This is a genomic window from Bradyrhizobium shewense (genome assembly GCF_900094605.1).
Classification (GTDB): Bacteria; Pseudomonadota; Alphaproteobacteria; order Rhizobiales; family Xanthobacteraceae; genus Bradyrhizobium; species Bradyrhizobium shewense.
In genome coordinates this window covers 29,269-47,049 of sequence record NZ_FMAI01000018.1, presented here as the reverse complement: position 1 = coordinate 47,049, position 17,781 = coordinate 29,269, and the positions used below count along the sequence as shown (strand labels likewise).

Sequence of the window (17,781 nt, the reverse complement as noted above, 5' to 3'; positions counted from 1 at the left end):
AGGAGGAGAACACCAAATGCTATTTTCGATCACTCGCCGCCAGCTCGGCATCGGGCTACTCGCACTGGCGGCTGTCGCCACCGCGGGCAAATTGCAGGCCGCTACGTTGGAAGACGTGAAGAAGAAGGGTGTCGTTGTCATCGGCATTCAGGGCGATAATGCGCCTTGGGGCTTTGTCGACAGCTCGGGAAAGCAGGAGGGCATCGACGCCGACATGGGGCGTGCCTTCGCTGAATTCCTTGGCGTGAAGGCCGAGTTCTCGCCTCTGGCCGTGGCCAATCGTATCCCGGCACTGACCACGGGCCGTGTGGACATCCTGTTCGCGACCATGGCTATGCTGCCAGAGCGTGCGAAGGCGGTGCAGTATTCCAAGCCGTATGTCGCCAACGAAATTACGCTTGTCGCGGCCCAGGCAACGCCGATCAACAGCAATGCCGATATGGGCAAATATGTCATCGGTGTCCCGCGCTCCTCGACGCAAGATACGCAGGTCACCAACAACGCCCCGTCGGGCACCGAGATCCGCAGATTCGACGATGACGCGGCCACGATACAGGCACTGCTCTCTGGCCAGGTCCAGGCCGTGGGTGCCAACTTGTTTTACCCGCAACGTTTGAATGCCGCGAAACCGGAGCTCGGGTTCGAACCGAAGCTTCATTTCTCCGCTCTGTACAACGGCGCATGCACGCGCCTGGGAGACAAGGAGTGGAACGAGACGGTCAACAAGTTCATCGACCAGATCAAGTCGAACGGCAAGCTGGCCGCCTTCTACGCCAAATGGATGAAGGTGCCGGTCCCGGTCTTCCCGGACTCGGTCCCCGGCGTTCCTTTCACCGTTCAGTAGTCCCTGCGAGCGGCCGACGCGCGATCCGCGTTGGCCGCCGCCCGACAGCGGAGGCAAGCATGCAGGACCAGAACCTGATCGAAATGAAGGGCGTGCAGAAGTGGTATGGCGGATACCAGGCGCTTCGCGATGTCGATCTCACCGTACGCAAGGGCGAGAAGATCGTGCTCTGCGGTCCGTCCGGTTCGGGCAAGTCGACGCTGATCCGCTGTATCAACCGCCTGGAGGCGATCCAGCAGGGCAGTATCGTGGTGAACGGTCATCGGCTGGACGACAGCATCAAGGCGATCGATGTCGTACGTCAGGACGTCGGCATGGTTTTTCAGAGCTTCAACCTTTTTCCGCATATGACGGTGTTGCAGAACTGCATGCTCGCCCCCATTCGCGCACGCCGCATCGGCAAGGCCGAGGCAGAGGCGACCGCGCGAAAATATCTGGAGCGGGTACGCATCGGTGACCAGGCCGAGAAATATCCGGCTCAGCTTTCGGGCGGCCAGCAGCAACGTGTCGCGATCGCGCGTGCGCTATGTATGCAGCCGAAGGTGATGCTGTTTGACGAACCGACCTCGGCTCTCGATCCTGAAATGGTCAAGGAGGTGCTCGATACGATGATTGGCCTCGCCAACGACGGCATGACCATGATTTGCGTCACCCACGAGATGGGCTTTGCCCGCCAGGTTGCCGATCGTGTCATCTTCATGGCCGAAGGGCACATCATCGAGGAAGGCGCGCCCGACGCTTTCTTCCGCAATCCACAGCACGCCCGCACCAGGCAGTTCCTCGGCGAGATCCTTGCCCATCACTGAACGGAGTTCTTCCATGAGTCGTCTTGTCTACGTCCTCAACGGGCCAAATCTCAATTTGCTTGGCAAGCGCCAGCCTCACATCTACGGTCACGAGACGCTTGCGGACGTAGAGCGGGATTGCCGGGCGCTGGCCGGGGAGCTTGCACTGGAGATGCGCTTTTACCAATCGAACAGGGAATACGAGCTGATCGACTGGATCCACGAGGCGCGCGAGACGGCTGCCGGTATCGTGATGAATCCCGCGGCCTTCACCCATACGTCGGTCGCCATCCTGGATGCTTTGAACACGTTCGAGGGTATAGTGATCGAGGTGCATATTTCCAACGTGCACAAACGCGAGGAATTCCGCCACCACTCGTTTGTCTCCAAACGAGCTGATGGGGTCATCGCGGGCTTCGGAACACAGGGTTATCTGCTCGGCTTGCGTCGTGTGGCCAAGCTGCTCGATGAGAAGAAGGGGTAGTATCGCATGAGTGCACCCGTCGGCCTGTCAGTGATGGGAGCGGGTCTCATCGGCAAGCGACACATCGAACACATTCTCGCGCGGCCGGAGGCGGTGCTGTCGTCGATCGTCGATCCGACGCCGGCGGCACGCGAGTTGGCGGTTTCGCTGAAGGTGGACTGGTTTCCATCGTTGCAGGACATGCTGTCCAAGAACCGGCCCGAGGGGGTGGTTGTCGCCACCCCCAATCAGATGCACGTGGGCAACGGCATGGATTGTATCGCTGCGGGCCTCCCGGCTCTCATCGAGAAGCCGTTAGCGGATGACGTCGTCGCGGCACAGGCCCTGGTCGAAGCCTCCGAACGGGCGGGGGTGCCGCTGCTCACCGGCCATCATCGCCGCCACAATCCGATGATCCAACGCGCCAAGGCGGAGATCGAGAGCGGTCGCCTCGGCCAGATCGTGTCGGTCCATGGCATGTTCTGGCTGATCAAGCCGGACGAATATTTCGATGTGGGCTGGCGCCGCGAAAAAGGAGCCGGGCCTGTTTTCCTGAATCTCATTCACGATATTGACCTGCTGCGGTACCTGTGTGGGGATATCGCGGCTGTTCAAGCTGCCCAATCCAATCGACTGCGTGGAAATGCGGTTGAAGAGACAGCGGTGATGATCCTGCACTTCGTCTCCGGCGCGCTGGGAACGGTCAACGTCTCCGATACCATCCAGTCGCCTTGGAGCTGGGAATTCACCGCTGGTGAGAACCCGGCGTACAGCCATACGCCGGAGACGTGCTATCACATCGGCGGCACGAGGGCATCGCTGGCTATTCCCCAGCTCGATCTATGGCATCATCCGAGCAAGGCCAGCTGGTGGGCGCCGATCGAGCGCGAGCGGCTGAGCTACGAGAAGGAAGACCCGCTCGGCCTGCAGATCGCAAATTTCTGCCGGGTTATCCGCGGCACGGCCAAGCCTGTGGTGAGCGGGCGCGAGGGGCTGAAGACGCTCAGAGTGATCGACGCGGTCAAACGCGCAGCGGAAACCGGATATCTCGTGTCGGTCTGATACTGGAAAGTGAAGCCGGTTTTGTTCAGATCCTTTGGCTGGTCCTCGATGACGGCGTTGCGGCGGCCCAGGGCCGCCGCAGCCGCATCGGGACGCCGCCGCCGGGCGGCGGGTCGTCGTCATCATCGAGCTTGCGGAGCGCGGCGAGGATGTCCGCGAGCCGGATCGGCTGATCCATGCCGGGAATCTCGCGCAGCGCGGGATGGGATTCGACGGCGTACATGTCCGAGGCCCACGACGACAATATGATCCGCTTCTCCGCCGTCGAGAGCTTGCCGTCGTCGAGGACGGCGCTTGGCGATGCATAATGCGCAGCGGGATGGAACAGCGCGCCGAGACCGCCGGTGGTCGCATTGGCATTGGTCATCACTTGTCTCCCTCTACACTCCTTTCGAAGGGATGGTCCGATCGGCGGATGGCGGTCCGGTCGCCATCCGCCATGGTGGTCGCAGTCAAACGCGTTCGACTGGCCTAAGCCGCTTTCTTCTGCTCGATCTGCGGTGACGCAGCACCCGCGATCTGGATCCGGCGCGGCTTCATGGCTTCCGGAATCTCGCGCAGGAGATCGATGACCAGGAGACCGTCCTGGAAAGCGGCCTGCTTGACCTGGACGTAGTCGGCGAGATTGAACACGCGGCGGAACGGACGCGCGGCGATACCCTGATAGAGATATTCGCGCGTGGCGCTGTCCGGCTTCCGGCCCTCGATGGTGAGCGCGTTCTGTTCGGCGGTTACGCTGATGTCGTTGACGCCAAAGCCCGCCACGGCCAGCGTGATCCGGTATTGGTCTTCGCCGGAGCGCTCGATGTTGTAGGGGGGATAATTGTCCTCGCCCGCCTGGCGCAGCGTGCTGTCGACGAGGTCGGCCAGATGGTCGAAGCCGATGGTGGAGCGCCACAGCGGCGCGAAGTCAAAGGTGGTCCTCATACCAAGTCCTCCAAAGAGCAAGATGGATACGAAGGAGCGCCAGTCAGGAATCGGAACAGATCCGAAGACCCGGCCCGGCGCCCGCGCCGGACCCGATCGGGGCATCCGGCACACCGCTCTCGCGGCGAAAAACGACTTAGAGCGCCGCAAGGACCTTGCAAGAGGGACGCGTAAAATTTTTTCGGTGGCTCCCGGCGGCGTCCGGGAAGCGGCGAGAGAGGGGCTTGACAGCAAAACAAGCCTGAATATCTTTTGCGCCGGAAGATGCTTCTTCCGACACTGCTAATTCGAAAAGGACCGTGAAAGACCGTCAGGAGTGACGACGATGCTCGATCAGGATTTCGCCCGCATCCGCGCGCACCGCAACAACCTCTCTCGTTATCGACGTTTGCTCAAGACTGAGCTGTCGGACATTGAGCGCCAGTTTATCGAACGACGCCTCGCCGAGGAGCAGACCGCGCTCGAGGCTCTCGCCGCCGATGCCTTCCCGGCCGCATTCACCGTTCCGAATACACCATCGGCGATTGCCACGACCGGAGCGGAACGATGAGTGACGTCCGCAACCTCCTCATCAGCGGCAGCGAGAAGGTGATCGGGCACTATCGCGTGTTGCTGGCCGGTGCCAAAAGCGAGAGCGAACGCGAGCTCTACCGCGCCCGGATCGAGCGCGAGCAGCGCCTGCTTGACGCTCTGCGGGGCGGCCTGCCGGATCGATCGGCGGCGTGAACAGGCGCGCATGTGTCATTCCGGAAATTTGCTGGCGAGCGTGCGGCCTTCCTGCACCAGCATGGCCACGAACGCCGTGATCTTCGGCGGCCGGAACCGGGCCGCGGGGTACACGGCATGGATCCCGCCGGCCGGCAAGCTCCAGGATGGCAGGACATGGACCAGCCGGCGGGACTTCAAATGCTCCGCGGCCAAATAGTCGGGCAGCACGCAGAGTCCGCCGCCGGCGAGGGCTGCGCCCAGCACCGCAGGCGTCGTGTTGATCGAGATCGACTGCCGCATGCGGATCGTGCGGCTGTCGATATCGCGTCTGGTGAAGCGCCAGACCAGCGGCTCGTCGAGCGCTCCGTTGGCGATGAACGGCAGAGCCGCAAGCTCATCGGGCGTCATGCCTCTGAACGCCGCGGCCACGTCCGGCGCGGCCACCAGCAATTGTCGAAACGATCCGATCCGCCTGGCCTGCTGACTTGAATCGTTCAGCCAGCCGACCCGGATCGACAGGTCGATCTGGTTGGCGAGGAGGTCCGTTCGCGTGTCCGACAGGATCAGCTCGACACTGCAAGCGGGATATTTTCGCGCAAACTTCGCCGCCAGCGGCGCGATCATCGTTGCGCCATAGTCGTTCGGCGCGGCGATCCGCAGCATGCCCATCGGCTCGGCATTGGTCTGGGCGAGCTCGTCCACGGCATCTTCCGCCGTGCGCAGGATCATGACGCAACGGGCATGCAGCAACCGGCCGGCTTCGGTCGGCTCGACCCTCCTGGTGGTCCGCAGCAGCAAGGCCGTTTTCAATTCCGCTTCGAGCCGTGCCACCTGCTGGCTGACGACGGTCTTGGTGATGCCGAGGCGCTCGGCAGCGCGTGTGAACGAGCCGGCATCGACCACGGCTGCGAAATAAGCGAGGCGGTTGAGGTTGATCGCTTCCATGCGGGTCGTCGCCATTGTTAGCTAATAACAAACAATATGTACCATTATCTGATATTTATCAAATAATGATCGGCCGCTAGGTTTCACTGCATCGAACATTGGCGGCCCGAAATCATGCAAATCACCTATCTCTTCGACCCTCTCTGCGGCTGGTGCTACGGCGCATCGCCGGTGCTGGAGCAGCTTGCCGCGCACGGCGATGCCACCCTGGTGCTGGCACCGACCGGCCTGTTTGCGGGCCCTGCGGCGCGGACCATGGACCAGCATTTTGCCGCCTATGCCTGGCAGAACGACCAGCGCATCGCGCGGTTGACCGGCCAGCCGTTCAGTGAGGCCTATCGCACTGGCATTCTCGGCAATACCGGCCGCCTGTTCGACTCGGCGGCGGCGACCCTTGGCGTCGTCGCCGTGGGTCTCACTGACCCCATCCGTGAGCTCGAGGCGCTCAAGCTCTTGCAGCGCGCCCGCTACGTCGATGGCCGCGATAATTCCAGCCTTCAAATCGTCGCCGACGTGCTCGAGGGCGCGCAACTGACCGATGCGGCACGGCGCGTGCGGGCGCCTGACGATGCATTGATCGCGGCTTACCAGACGCGGATCGCGGCCGCGCGCGCCGACATGACGCGATTTGGGGCCGGTGGCGTGCCGGCTCTGGTGGTCGGCGAGGGCGCCGGACGGAGGCTGCTCGACGGCAGCATGCTGTTCGGGCGGTTCGATCTGCTGGCCGCACAACTCCGTGCCGCCCGATCACCCAAACCGATTTTCCCTGCAGAGTTCAATGGAGAGAGCCATGTTGTCGAGGAGACAGATCATGAAGACCAGCCTTGCCGCGGGTGCCGCCGCTCTATTCGCGGCCGCCGACGTCGGCCATGCCGCAGAGGCCAAGCTGAGCTGGAAACATTTTCCCGCAGGCCCCAACGGATTTTTCCGTGCGCCCGTCCTGCTTTCCGGTCCGACCGAGGCGGTGCTGATCGACGGCGGCTTCTCCTATCCGGACGGACGCGCGCTCGTCGAGGCGATCAAGGCGAGCGGCAAGAAGCTCACCACCATCTACATCAGCCAATCCGATCCCGACTATTATTTCAGCCTGAAGCCGGTGCGCGAGGCTTTCCCGAATGCCAAGGTGCTGGCGGCGTCCGTGACGCTCGCGGCCATCAAGGCGAATGTGGAGAAGAAGCTCGCCGTCTGGGGACCGCAGCTCAAGGAGAACGGTCCGCAGACGCTCGCCGATGTCGTTCTGCCGGAAGCGTTCGATGGGGCTTCTCTTGCGGTTGACGGCGAGGCGATCGAAATCGTCAACGCCGAAGGTCTCGCCAACCGCCGCTATCTCTTCGTTCCGTCCTTGAATGCCGTGTTCGGCGGCGTGATGGTCTTCTCCGGCGTGCATGTCTGGACCGCCGATACCCCGACCAAGGAGCAGCGCGCAGCCTGGATCGCCAACCTCGACAAGATCGCGGCCCGCAAGCCATCCCTCGTCGTGCCCGGTCACATGGAATTAGGTGTCGCCGTCGATCTTTCCGCTGTCGAGCATACCAGGACATATCTGCTCGCATTCGACGAAGAGCTGGCGAAGGCCGCTGACAGCGCTGCGCTGAAGGCTGCCATGGAAGCGCGCTTCCCGAATCTCGGCATGGGCGTCGCGCTCGATATCGGCTCCAAGGTCGCCAAGGGCGAGATGAAGTGGGGCTGAGGGCAGGGGATTCGCATTCGAGAGCTGTTCCTGCGGCCATCCTTCGAGACGCCCGCCTTTAGGCGGGCTCTCAGGATGAGGACAAGTCCGGGCCCGCGAGCCCGGCGGCAAAGGCCCATGCGCGCTGCGATCTTGCCGTGGCGGCCAGTCCCTGTAATCTGGCGAAAACACCAGGCAAACGGCGCAGGGAAGGAATCGATGGGAGGAGTTCTGGAGGGCGTGCGCGTGCTCGATTTCGGGCGCTATATCGCAGGGCCCTATTGCGCGACATTGCTGGCCGAATTCGGCGCTGAGGTCATTCGCGTCGAGAAGCGCGAGGGCAGCGAGGATCGGTTCGTCGCGCCGGTCGGCGAAGGCGGCGAGGGCGCGTTGTTCCTTCAGGTCAACCGCAACAAGAAGTGCGTCACGCTCGATCCGATGAAGCCGGAAGGGCAGGAGGTGATGCGCCGCCTGGTTGCGACCGCGGACGTCGTCGTCGCCAATCTGCCGCCGCAGACCCTGCGCGCGATGAAGCTCGACTACGAGTCCTTGAAAGCGATCAAGCCGGAGATCATTCTGACGACCGCAACCGCGTTCGGCGGGCCGGGGCCGTGGTCCGACCGGGTCGGCTTCGACGGTGTCGGGCAGGTGATGTCGGGATCGGTCTACATGACGGGCACTGGTGATCCGCCATACCGGGCCGCGGTGAACTGGGTCGATTTCGGCACCGCGCTGCACTGCGCGTTCGGCACGCTCGCCGCGCTGATCGAGCGCGGCAAATCCGGGCGAGGGCAAATCGTCGAGGGCGCGCTGCTCGCAACCGCGCTGTCCTTCACCAATGCGACGCTGATCGAGCAGGCCGTGATCAACGTCAATCGCGTGCCGACGGGCAATCTCGGCCAGACCGCAGCGCCCGCCGACATCTACCGCACCCGGGACGGCTGGGTGCTGTGCCAGGTCACGGGACATCCGCTGTTCAAGCGCTGGGCGAGGCTGATGGGCGAGGAGGAGGTGTGGCTGAACGATCCTCGCTTTGCCGACGACATCAGCCGCGGCAACAACGGCGCCATCATCAGCGAGCGGATGGCGCGCTGGTGCGCCGAGCGCACCACGCAGGAAGCCGTCGATGCGCTGGGCCAGGCGATGATTCCAACTGGGCCGGTCCTCTCACCGCAACAGGCGCTGGATCAGCCGCACATCCGCGCCGCAGGCTTCATGCAGGACATCGATTATCCCGGCCTGCCGAAGCCCGCCCCGGTGACGCGTGCCGCCGTCCGGCTGTCGGAAACGCCGGGCAAGATCGCGAGCCGCCCGCCGACGCTCGGTGAGCACACCGATCTGGTTCTCGCCGAACTCGGCTATGACGAGGCTGCGATCGCGGCGCTTCGGCAACGCGGCGTCATCTAGAGCAGCTGCTTCAACGCCTTGGCGTCCGCGGGCGCCGCGCTCTTCTGGTCATTGTCGAAATAGACATAGACGTCGCAGCCCTGCCGCTTCCACGACTTGATGCGCTTCGCCCATTGCGCCAGCGCCGCCCTGGTATAGTGCCCGTGATAGCGCCCGCCCGGCCCGTGCCCGCGCACATAGACGAAATCCGCAGTGCGCTTCCAGGGCGCGGGCGCATCGTGATGGTCGGACAGGCACAGCGAGATGTTCTCGTCCGCCAGCATTTTGAGGATGCGCGGCTGATACCAGCTCGGATGCCGGAATTCGAAGCTGTAACGCCGTTTCCGCGACAACAGCTTGAAGAAGGAGGCGAGGCGGTCCGCATTCGCCTCGAATTGCGGCGGCAGCTGGAACAGGATCGGGCCGGCCTTGCCGCCGAGCCGTGAGATGCGGTCCTCCAGGAGCTCGAGGCTGTTGACGGAGCGCTCCGACAGGCGCTTCCAGTGCGTGATGAATTTCGACGCCTTCCAGGCGAAGACGAAATCGCGGCCGGTCTGCTCGCGCCAGCCTTTCACCGCTTCAGGCGTCGGCGTGCGGTAGAACACGCCGTTCAGCTCCGTCGTGTCGAACTGTCCGGCGTAATAGCTAAGCTGCTGCTTCAGCGTCACGCCTTCAGGAAAGAACGGGCCGCGCCAGGAATCATAATGCCAGCCCGAAGTTCCGATCAGAACGCGCGCCATTGTTTCCGTGCCCTCCGTTGCCTTTGCCGGAGAGGAACGTCCAGGCAGTCGATACGTTGCTGGTGAACCCGCCAACGCAAGGACCGGAACCGATGTACGCGCTGTTCGAAGGCAACAAGCAGATCGGCGATCCCTTTCCGACCGAGAAGGAGGTGTGGGAAGCCGCCTTGATCGAGGGCCTCGTGACCGACGTTCCGGTCGCAGACGAGGAGGGCGGCCGGCTTCTCCCTGCCGGATATCACGTCGCGCCCGTCGAGGAGACGTTCGCGCCGCGGCGAGACTGGAAGCTGCCGCGCGAGATCTCGTGAACTAGTTCGACGCCAGCGCCGCCTTGGCGACTTCCGCCATCCAGCTCGACGCCACCGGCAGGATCGCGTCGTTGAAATCGTAGCGCGGGCCGTGCAGCTCGGCGCCGTCGCGCAATTCGCCGTTGCCGATCCAGACGAAGGCGCCCGGCCGCTGCTGGAGATAGTGGGCAAAATCCTCGCCGGCCATGCTGGGCGCGAGGTCGCGCCGCACCTCGGCCTGCACCTTCTCGGCGGCGATGCGCGCAAGGGCGGTCTCATCAGGCGTGTTGATCACGACGCCGACGCCCATCACGATCTCGGGCGTCACCTTGACGCCAAAGCTGGTCGCGATGCCGGCGCAGGTCCGTTCGATGCCATCGAGGATGACGTGCTTGACCGCCTCGCGGTGGTACCGCAGCGTGCCGCGGATGGTGACGCGTCCGGCGATCTGGTTCGGCGCGGTGCCGCCTTCGATGGTGCAGAGCGACAGCACGGCGGTGTCGAGCGGATCGACGCTGCGCGAGGCGATCGATTGCAGTGCCACGATCAGATGGCCCGCCGCCATCACCGGATCGCGCGTCAGATGCGGCATGCCGGCGTGGCCGGCATGGCCCTCGATGGTGATGGTGATGCGTCCGCCGGAGGCCATGACGACGCCGTCATGCACGGCGATGGTGCCGGCGGCAAGGCCCGGCCAATTGTGAAAGCCGAACACGCGTTGCATCGGAAAGCGGTCGAACAGTCCGGCCGCGACCATCGCGCGCGAGCCGCCAAAGCCTTCCTCCGCCGGCTGGAAGATGAAATCGACCGTGCCGCTCCAGCTGGTATCAGCGGCGAGCAACGCGGCGGCGCCGAGCAGCGAAGCGGTGTGTCCGTCATGGCCGCAGGCATGCATCACGCCTGATGTCCTGGAGGCGTAGGCAAGCCCGGTATCTTCGGTGATCGGCAGTGCATCCATGTCGGCGCGCAAGCCGACGCGGCTGCGCGCATGCCCGCGCGTCAAGGTCGCGACGATGCCGTGGCCGCCGATGCCCGCCTCGAAGGGTATGCCGAGCTCGGTGAGCTTGTCCTGCACGAAGGCGGCGGTCTCCTTCTCCTGGAGCGAGAGCTCCGGGTGCGCATGAAGGTGCCGGCGCCACGCGGTCAGTTTCTGGTGCAGCTCGGGTGTCAAGGCTGGGGATCTTTCGAATGGTTGCGACCCGCCACCATACCGAAATCTTCGGCCTGTGCATCCGGGGCCAGCGAATAGCTCGCGTGCAACCACATCGTCATGGCCGGGCTTGACGGCGCACTAAGGCGCCAGCTTCGCCAGCCCCGACCAGTCGAAGCTGATGCCGTGCCCGGGCCGGTCCGGAGCCAGCGCCTTGCCCTCCTGCAGCACCAGCGGGTGCTCGATATATTTGTCGAGCCCGAAACCGTGCGCCTCCAGATAGGATCGGTTCGGGCAGGCCGCGAGCAAGTGCACGGTAATGTCGTGCGCGCCGTGGCTGGTGACGGGCAGGTTGAAGGCCTCCGCCAGCCGCGCGATCTTCATGAAGGTGGAAACGCCGCCGCAATTGGTGACGTCAGGCTCGGGATAGGACACCGCGCCACTGGCGATGTAGCTCTTGAACTCCCACAGCGAGCGCAAATTCTCGCCCGCCGCGATCGGCACGCCGCCTGCTTGCAAGATGCGCGCGTGGCCGGCGACGTCGTCGGGGATGATCGGCTCCTCGAGCCAGGTGAGGTCGTAGGGAACGAAGGCCCGGGCGGCGCGGATCGCCTCCTCGACCGTCCATTTCATGTTGGCGTCCACCATCAGCGGGAAACCGTCGCCGAGGTGCTGGCGCATCGCGGAGACCTTCGCGACGTCGGATTTGAGATCGGGCCGGCCGACCTTCATCTTGATGGCGCGAAAGCCCTTGGCGAGATTGCCGTCGGTCTGCGCGAGCAGCGCCTCCACGGAGAGATCGAGGTCGATGCCGCCGGCGTAGCACGGCACGCGCGCATCGAATCCGCCGAGCAATTGGTAGAGCGGCAACTTGGCGCGCCGCGCCTTCAAATCCCACAGCGCGATGTCGAGCGCGGACAGCGCCAGCACCACCGGCCCGCCACGGCCGCCATAATGCAGCGCCCACCAGACGTGATGCCAGACCGCCTCGGTATCGTCGGCCTCGCGTCCTTCGATCAGCGCGGGGATCTCGCGCTTGAGGATGTCGGCGACGGCGCCGCCATTGCGCCCGACCGTGTAGGTGTAGCCGACGCCCTCGGCGCCGTCGGCATCACGGATGCGGCAGGTGATCAGCTCGAACGCGGCGATCTCGCCATGCGTGGAGTCGGAGAGCGTGACGGGGAGGGGGATCCGGTAGAGCCCGGTCTCGATATTTGCGATGTGCGGCATGTGGCCTCCCTTTTCTTCTTATCGTAGGATGGGTAGAGCACAGCGAAACCCATCATCTTCAACGTTGGGCGATGGGTTTCGCTACGCTCTACCCATCCTACGCCCTTGCCTCACCGCATCGTCGCGAGCTGCACGGCCAGCGCGCAGGCGCGGTCGTATTCGTCGAGATTGATCCACTCGTCGATCGTGTGGGCCTCGTTCTGGCCGGCGCCGAAGGTCACGGTCGGAATGCCGTGGCGGACCATCCAGTTGGCATCGAGGCCGCCATTGGCGGTGCGGACGTTCGGCGTGCCGCCGACCGCGGATACGGCCTCGACCGCGCGCTTGATGACGGGCTGGCTGTCCTTCATGCGGAACGGATAATAGTCGGTTTCGGCCTTGAACTTGACCTTGCCGGATTTGCCCTGCGCATTCGTCACTTTCTTGGCCGCCTTTTCGAACGCGGCCTTGTAGGCTTTGGTGATCTCCTTGAAGAACTTTCCGTCATGGCTGCGGCTTTCGCCGCGGACATGCACGTAGTCGGTGACGACATTGGTGGCATCGCCCGCGGGGCGGCCCTCGCCGCCGGTGACGGGACCGACATTGCTGGTGCCTTGCCGCTTGCCCTTCACTACCTTGCCGAACCAGCCCCCGGCCTTCACCTCGGCAAGCGCGAGCGCCATGATCATGGTCGAGGAGATGCCGCGCTCCGGCGCGACGCCGGCGTGCGAGGCGCGCCCCATGATCTCGACGGTCCAGCGGTCGGCGCCGACGGCTCCGATGATGACGTTGGAGGCCGAGCCGCCGTCATAGTTGAAAGCCATCACGGGCGAGCCAAGCTCGTCCAGCTTGACGTGGCGCGCGCCGTAGAGCCCGCTCTCCTCGCGCACGCAGAACAACAGCGTGATCGGCGGATGGTCGAGCTTGTGCTTCTCGAGCTCGGCCGCCAGCGTCACCAGCACCCCGCAGCCGCAGCGATTGTCGCCGCCGAGCGCAGTCTTGGCGGAGTTGACGATTCTGCGGCCCGATTTCTTCGGCTTGGCCCCGGCACACAGCGGCACGGTGTCCATGTGGGTCATGAACATGATGCGCGGCTGGTTGTGCAGCGCGCCTCGGCCGGGCAGGTCGACGATGAGGTTGCCGGTCTCGGTCGGCACGGGAATGCGGGTGTTGGCATCGTCGAGCCGAATCGCCTTCGCCGGTACGCCGCTGTCCTTCAGCGCGGCCATGAGCTCTCGCCCGATCGCCGCCTCCTGTCCGGTCACGCCCTCGACGGCGAGGAAGCGCATGAGGCGGTCGGTGGCGGCTTTGGTGTCGACAGGCATGAGTTCATTCCTTTGATGCGCGATGCTTGTCAGCATCCCTTGCAGCACGCCGTTGTGCAAGGCGGCCTCGACGCATGAAGGACGGAGCTGCGTTGCCATGCGCGCATGGTCCCGCAGGCGGCGTCGCGTCGCGCGAACACAATGTGTCCGGATGTTGCTGTCAGGTGACAGCGTCGGCTCCGATTCGCTTCTAACTTAAGGTGTTTCTTGGCGCCGCGGCACGCCGATACTTGCCGAAATGCTGGGGACGACGATGCGGATCGCGGCCATTGCCGGAAGTGCCTTATTGTTCGGTGTCGTGGCGGCAAATGCCGCGGATATGGCGGTCAAGGCGAGACCCGCGCCGGTCGCTGCGCAGATCTTCAGCTGGACCGGCTTCTATGTCGGCGCCAATGTCGGCGGCGCCTGGACTCCCGGCAGCGGTGACAGCGATTTCGGACCGCTGTTTCCCGCTTTCGGCGTGCCGCCCCCGGTCGCACCCGTGCTGACGATTGTTCCCGAACAGAGGGGCACCATTCCCGGTGACGGCCGCCACAGCGGTGTCATCGGCGGCGGCCAGATCGGATACAATTGGCAGGTCCAGCAGTTCGTGCTCGGCGTGGAAGCCGACGCGGTCGGCACCGGCTTGAACGGCAGCAGCGGCAGCGCTTCGCGTACCTTCGGCGCTCCGACATTTGCGCCGCCGGTGACGCAGACGGTGACAGTCGATTTCGGTCATATCGACTGGATGGCCACCTTCCGCGGCCGCGCCGGCGTCACGGTGGACCGGGCGCTGTTCTACGTCACCGGCGGCGCCGCCGTTGCCGAGATCGGCGGTTCCAGGACCACCGTCGTCAACGGCCCGGGCATCGGCATTCCGGCGGGAACGTTCACGGCAACGAACGGCTCGACCACGCGCTGGGGCTGGACCGTCGGCGGAGGCATCGAGTGGGCGTTCACCCCGAACTGGAGCCTGGCCGGCGAATATCGCTACACCGACTTCGGCCGCCGCAGCGTCGCCTTCACCGTTCCCGATGGGTTCGGCGGCGTTTTCGCGACGGGGACGTCAAGCTCGCGGCTGACCGTCGAGCAAGCGACCCTCAGGGTCAATTATCGCTTCGGCGGGCCGGTCGTCGCCAGGTACTGAGCTCGGCCACGGGGGCGCTCTGAGAGCGTGGAAGGATGGGGTTGAGCGAGGCGCTCAGCCGGTCCCGCGAAGCGGCAGCGTATAGGCCAGGAAGACCAGCACGCCGATTGCCAGCATCGCTGCCATGAACAGCAGCACCGCCGGCAATCCCGCGAGCGCCGCTACCGCGCCGGTCACCGACTGCACCAGCGCCGCGCCGAGGAAGAAGGCGAGGTTCACGGCCGCCAGCGCCTTGCCCGTAGTCTGCGCGTCGACCAGCTGCCGCGACATGCCGAACAGCAGCGGCTGGGCGGAGGTCGCAAGGCCGATCAGCACAAACAGAACGAGGTCGTATTGCGGCGGCATCACGGGCACGCCGAACAAAACGGACACGGGGTAATGCGGCGCCCCGAGCGCCATCAGCGCCAGCAACAGCGCCCCGGCCATATGCGAGCCTGCCACTAGCGCGCGGCGGCGGCCGAGCCTGCGGTCGATCATGCCGATGCACAGGGGCCCTGCGATCATCGCCAGCGTGAACGCGCCGAGCTGATTGCCGGCCTCGACCCGCGACAAGCCCTTGACGTCCATCAGCCACGGTCCGCCCCACAGGCCGCGCAGCACCAGCGAGGTTGCCAGCGACACCAGCGCGAGCGCAATCAGCCCTCGCAACGGACGCGAAAGGCCGAGCCTGAGCACCTCGATCATCTGCGACAACGGCGAGGAATCGTCCTTGTGCTCGGCCGGCTGCTGCGGCACCAGCGCGAACACGGCGAGCGCGACTGCAACGCCGCCAGCCGCGGATATCCAGAACCCGGCGCGCCAGCCGTAAGCGTCGACCACGAACGCGAGCGGGCTCGACGACAGCAGCATGCCGATATTGCCGATCGAGAGGATCGCGCCCGACCACAGCCCGAAGCGGCCCGTCGACAATTGCTTGGCCGCCAGCGTCATCGGGCACATCAGCATGCCGGACGTGGCAACGCCCAGCATGAACTGCCCGACCGCAAAGCTCGCAGCCCCCGTGGCAAAGCCCGACGCCACCGCGCCGAATACGGTCCCCGCGAGCAGGCTCAGCGACACCGGCCGCACGCCAAACCGGTCCATCGCCGCCCCGACCGGGATCTGCGCTGCGGCAAAGGCGAAAGGATAGATCGAGGTGAGGCTGGCGAGGGCTTGCGGCTCGATGTGGAAATCCGCGGCCATGAGGTCGAGGCTGACGGCGGGAATAGTGCGCAACAAGGTCGAGAGCATATGGCCGCAGGCGAGCGCGAGCAGTGCAAAGATCAGCGTGCGGGTGGCGGTGCCCGCGTCGTCGGTGGTGGCCATGGGCGTCCCGTCCCGGAAGGTTTAATTGGGCGTACATGATGACGAGGCGGGCGCCAATGGCGGCAGCGCGACCCCCTCATTCCGGATTGTGGCGTCTCGGGATCAGCGCGCGGAAAGACGAGATACGGGCAGCCGAAGTTTCTTCGTCGGCTACCTCAGGGCCCGCGCGAGCACGACGTTGCTGATCGTCGCCGTTCGCGGGCCCCCTTTGGCCGACGGTTCGCATCGTCAGTGATGGGCAAGATGGAGCCGAACTGATTTCGCCAGTTGCCGACCCAAGCGATGTCAGTTGCCATGCCGGCCCTCCTACGCTCGCGCAATCGGCATCGCGCGCAGCCGGCGCAACCTGCTCAGCTCCTTCGTCGCGTCCTTCATCAGGCCGTCAGCGGCCTCGCGTTCCTGGCCGACGACGACGCCCGATGCGAAAGCCTGGGCGCGGCGGTGCGCAGGTGGCGCCGTCAGCGCCGCCTCCGTTGCCAGCTCGCGGTGCGCCATGAAGTCGTTCAGCGATCCGAGCGCGGATTGAATCTGCTTCAGGCGGTCGGACAGGGCTGCAAGCTCCTTGCGGTCGCGATCAGCGTAGAGGCTTTCGAAGAAATCGACGGCGTAGCGGATCTTCTTGATCTTTATCCGCAGCTTGTGGCGCCGCATCGGATCCAGATCGTGCAGGCGCTTGCCCTCCTTTCGCGCCTTCCTGATGCGCCGGTCGAGCAACTCCGCGGCGTAAGCGGCGATCGAACGGTCATCATCGCCGTGAGGCCGTCCGACTTCGATCCACTCGATCACGTCGATCAGCAGGCGGCGGTAAGGCGCCGACATGACCGCATCGCGTGCCCGCTCGAATGCCGCCACCCGTTGCCGGGAGAACCTCTTGCGGATCGCGCGGGCGCCGCGTCGCGGCACGTCCCGTTCGGTGATCGGCCGGATGCTCTCGTTCAGGAATACGTCGATTTCACGCGCCGGCGCCAGCTCGCTCGTGAGCCATTTCAGCTCGGCCTTGATCCGCGCGGTGCTCGCCCGCGGAAGGATATCAGCGAACAGCGAGATGGCCGCACGCAGACGCCGCAGGCCGACCCGCATCTGATGAACCCCTTCGGCGTCCATCTCACGCACCGGATCGGCATTCGCGGTGACCTGACGTAACGTCGAATGCGCGATGACGCGGAACGCCTCGCGCGGTGAGAGTCCGTCCTCCAGCGCGATCGGCTCGGCGTGCTGTGCGCCGCCGCCACTGCCCGCGACGAGCAGGTAGCCGCGCTCGGATTTCGAACGCAGATCGAGCTCCGCCCCGGTTTTGCGTTCGAGATCGCGGGCAAGGCGGAACAGGTCCGCGACATGCCCGGATTTCAGTTCCAGCTCCAACTCGGCGACGGGCCGCGACCGGTGGCCGGCGCTGATGCGGCCACGGTCGACCGCTAGTTCGATCTGGCTCTTCCGGACGCGTCGCGCCTGCGCCAGGCGATGAATGTCGGTCTGGAAGACCGGCTTCAGCTTGCGAGGAAGCTTTCGCGTCGCAAGATCCCGGAGCGGCGTGTGTCCCGTCTTGTTCAGGTCGGGACATGCACCGGAAACCTCATGCTCCCATTCGCCCCGCTTCACGCCACCCGTGCCGCCGGCTTTCACGGTCTGCACGTAGCGCCCCTCGATCTTGCGGACGCGCAGCGTCAGGCCATGGCGCCTGAGCTTGTGCTTGGTCGTATCGTAGTAGGTCGACACGAGCGACTGCTCGGACTGGTCGCCGCGCCGCCCACTCAAACCGCCCGTCCGCAACACTGACGACAATTTTCGCGGCGCAACGCGGAATTTCAGTTCCGTTTCGGAGGCCATGGCGAATTCTTCCGTTTGCTGAA

Annotated in this window: 19 protein-coding genes and 1 pseudogene; 11 read left to right on the top strand and 9 right to left on the bottom strand. The window is 64.8% G+C overall.

Features of this window, described 5'->3' with window-relative positions; translation table 11 throughout:
* The first annotated feature begins 16 nt into the window (after positions 1-16).
* The 4 genes from GA0061098_RS28885 to GA0061098_RS28870 are packed head-to-tail and all read left to right on the top strand — an operon-like array spanning position 17 to position 3,154.
* Positions 17-844 (top strand): transporter substrate-binding domain-containing protein, encoded by an 828-nt coding sequence (locus tag GA0061098_RS28885; protein WP_091964652.1) that lies wholly within the window; start codon positions 17-19, stop codon positions 842-844.
* 59 nt (positions 845-903) lie between these two features.
* Complete coding sequence (locus tag GA0061098_RS28880; protein ID WP_091964650.1) at positions 904-1,650, top strand: amino acid ABC transporter ATP-binding protein; 747 nt, start codon at positions 904-906, stop codon at positions 1,648-1,650.
* Positions 1,651-1,663: 13 nt separating this feature from the next.
* Complete coding sequence (gene aroQ / locus GA0061098_RS28875; RefSeq protein ID WP_091964648.1) at positions 1,664-2,113, top strand: type II 3-dehydroquinate dehydratase; 450 nt, start codon at positions 1,664-1,666, stop codon at positions 2,111-2,113.
* Between the two features lie 6 nt (positions 2,114-2,119).
* Positions 2,120-3,154, top strand: a complete 1,035-nt coding sequence (locus tag GA0061098_RS28870) for a Gfo/Idh/MocA family protein (RefSeq protein ID WP_091964646.1) — start codon at positions 2,120-2,122, stop codon at positions 3,152-3,154.
* Positions 3,155-3,179: 25 nt separating this feature from the next.
* Here the strand turns inward: GA0061098_RS28870 and GA0061098_RS28865 are convergent, their stop codons facing one another.
* Complete coding sequence (locus GA0061098_RS28865) at positions 3,180-3,521, bottom strand: hypothetical protein (protein WP_091964644.1); 342 nt, start codon at positions 3,519-3,521, stop codon at positions 3,180-3,182.
* Between the two features lie 104 nt (positions 3,522-3,625).
* On the bottom strand, positions 3,626-4,081 hold the full coding sequence (locus GA0061098_RS28860; protein ID WP_018322651.1) for an Hsp20 family protein: 456 nt from the start codon (positions 4,079-4,081) through the stop codon (positions 3,626-3,628).
* Between the two features lie 325 nt (positions 4,082-4,406).
* Here GA0061098_RS28860 and GA0061098_RS28855 point away from each other — a divergent pair, with 325 nt between their 5' ends.
* Together GA0061098_RS28855 and GA0061098_RS28850 are read left to right on the top strand one after the other, a co-directional pair.
* Positions 4,407-4,631, top strand: coding sequence for a hypothetical protein (locus GA0061098_RS28855; RefSeq protein ID WP_049815116.1), 225 nt, complete (start codon positions 4,407-4,409; stop codon positions 4,629-4,631).
* The gene (locus tag GA0061098_RS28850; RefSeq protein ID WP_091964642.1) at positions 4,628-4,807 is read left to right on the top strand and encodes a hypothetical protein; all 180 of its coding nucleotides are present in this window, start codon (positions 4,628-4,630) and stop codon (positions 4,805-4,807) included. The genes GA0061098_RS28855 and GA0061098_RS28850 overlap by 4 nt, the downstream gene beginning before the upstream one ends.
* Before the next feature lie 15 nt (positions 4,808-4,822).
* On the opposite strand, the gene GA0061098_RS28845 is transcribed toward GA0061098_RS28850, so the two are convergent.
* A complete protein-coding gene (locus tag GA0061098_RS28845; RefSeq protein ID WP_091964846.1) occupies positions 4,823-5,734 on the bottom strand; it encodes a LysR family transcriptional regulator in 912 nt (303 codons plus the stop codon).
* 114 nt (positions 5,735-5,848) lie between these two features.
* On the opposite strand from GA0061098_RS28845, the pseudogene GA0061098_RS28840 reads away from it, so the two are divergent.
* The 3 genes and pseudogenes from GA0061098_RS28840 to GA0061098_RS28830 all read left to right on the top strand — a co-directional run.
* Positions 5,849-6,478, top strand: a pseudogene (locus GA0061098_RS28840) (DsbA family protein); the annotation flags it as partial.
* Positions 6,479-6,524: 46 nt separating this feature from the next.
* Positions 6,525-7,424, top strand: coding sequence for an MBL fold metallo-hydrolase (locus GA0061098_RS28835; RefSeq protein WP_129590982.1), 900 nt, complete (start codon positions 6,525-6,527; stop codon positions 7,422-7,424).
* Positions 7,425-7,622: 198 nt separating this feature from the next.
* Complete coding sequence (locus GA0061098_RS28830) at positions 7,623-8,810, top strand: CaiB/BaiF CoA transferase family protein (RefSeq protein WP_091964639.1); 1,188 nt, start codon at positions 7,623-7,625, stop codon at positions 8,808-8,810.
* Here GA0061098_RS28830 and GA0061098_RS28825 read toward each other — a convergent pair.
* Positions 8,807-9,529: a DUF72 domain-containing protein gene (locus GA0061098_RS28825; protein ID WP_091964637.1), complete on the bottom strand. Its 723-nt coding sequence runs from the start codon at positions 9,527-9,529 to the stop codon at positions 8,807-8,809. The genes GA0061098_RS28830 and GA0061098_RS28825 overlap by 4 nt on opposite strands.
* A gap of 92 nt (positions 9,530-9,621) precedes the next feature.
* On the opposite strand from GA0061098_RS28825, the gene GA0061098_RS28820 reads away from it, so the two are divergent.
* The gene (locus GA0061098_RS28820) at positions 9,622-9,837 is read left to right on the top strand and encodes a hypothetical protein (protein WP_091964635.1); all 216 of its coding nucleotides are present in this window, start codon (positions 9,622-9,624) and stop codon (positions 9,835-9,837) included.
* Position 9,838: 1 nt separating this feature from the next.
* Here GA0061098_RS28820 and GA0061098_RS28815 read toward each other — a convergent pair whose 3' ends face one another.
* The 3 genes from GA0061098_RS28815 to GA0061098_RS28805 all read right to left on the bottom strand — a co-directional run bounded on the left by GA0061098_RS28815 (position 9,839) and on the right by GA0061098_RS28805 (position 13,500).
* Positions 9,839-10,987, bottom strand: a complete 1,149-nt coding sequence (locus GA0061098_RS28815) for an amidohydrolase (protein WP_091964633.1) — start codon at positions 10,985-10,987, stop codon at positions 9,839-9,841.
* Between the two features lie 120 nt (positions 10,988-11,107).
* Entirely contained in the window at positions 11,108-12,196 is a 1,089-nt protein-coding gene (locus GA0061098_RS28810) for a mandelate racemase/muconate lactonizing enzyme family protein (RefSeq protein ID WP_091964631.1), read from the bottom strand.
* Positions 12,197-12,306: 110 nt separating this feature from the next.
* Positions 12,307-13,500, bottom strand: a complete 1,194-nt coding sequence (locus GA0061098_RS28805) for a M20/M25/M40 family metallo-hydrolase (protein WP_091964842.1) — start codon at positions 13,498-13,500, stop codon at positions 12,307-12,309.
* Between the two features lie 253 nt (positions 13,501-13,753).
* Between GA0061098_RS28805 and GA0061098_RS28800 the strand changes: the two genes are divergently transcribed.
* Positions 13,754-14,626, top strand: a complete 873-nt coding sequence (locus GA0061098_RS28800) for an outer membrane protein (protein ID WP_245323672.1) — start codon at positions 13,754-13,756, stop codon at positions 14,624-14,626.
* Positions 14,627-14,680: 54 nt separating this feature from the next.
* Here GA0061098_RS28800 and GA0061098_RS28795 read toward each other — a convergent pair whose 3' ends face one another.
* On the bottom strand, positions 14,681-15,931 hold the full coding sequence (locus GA0061098_RS28795; protein WP_091964628.1) for an MFS transporter: 1,251 nt from the start codon (positions 15,929-15,931) through the stop codon (positions 14,681-14,683).
* Between the two features lie 306 nt (positions 15,932-16,237).
* Positions 16,238-17,758 (bottom strand): CYTH and CHAD domain-containing protein, encoded by a 1,521-nt coding sequence (locus GA0061098_RS28790; protein ID WP_091964626.1) that lies wholly within the window; start codon positions 17,756-17,758, stop codon positions 16,238-16,240.
* Positions 17,759-17,781 lie beyond the last annotated feature (23 nt).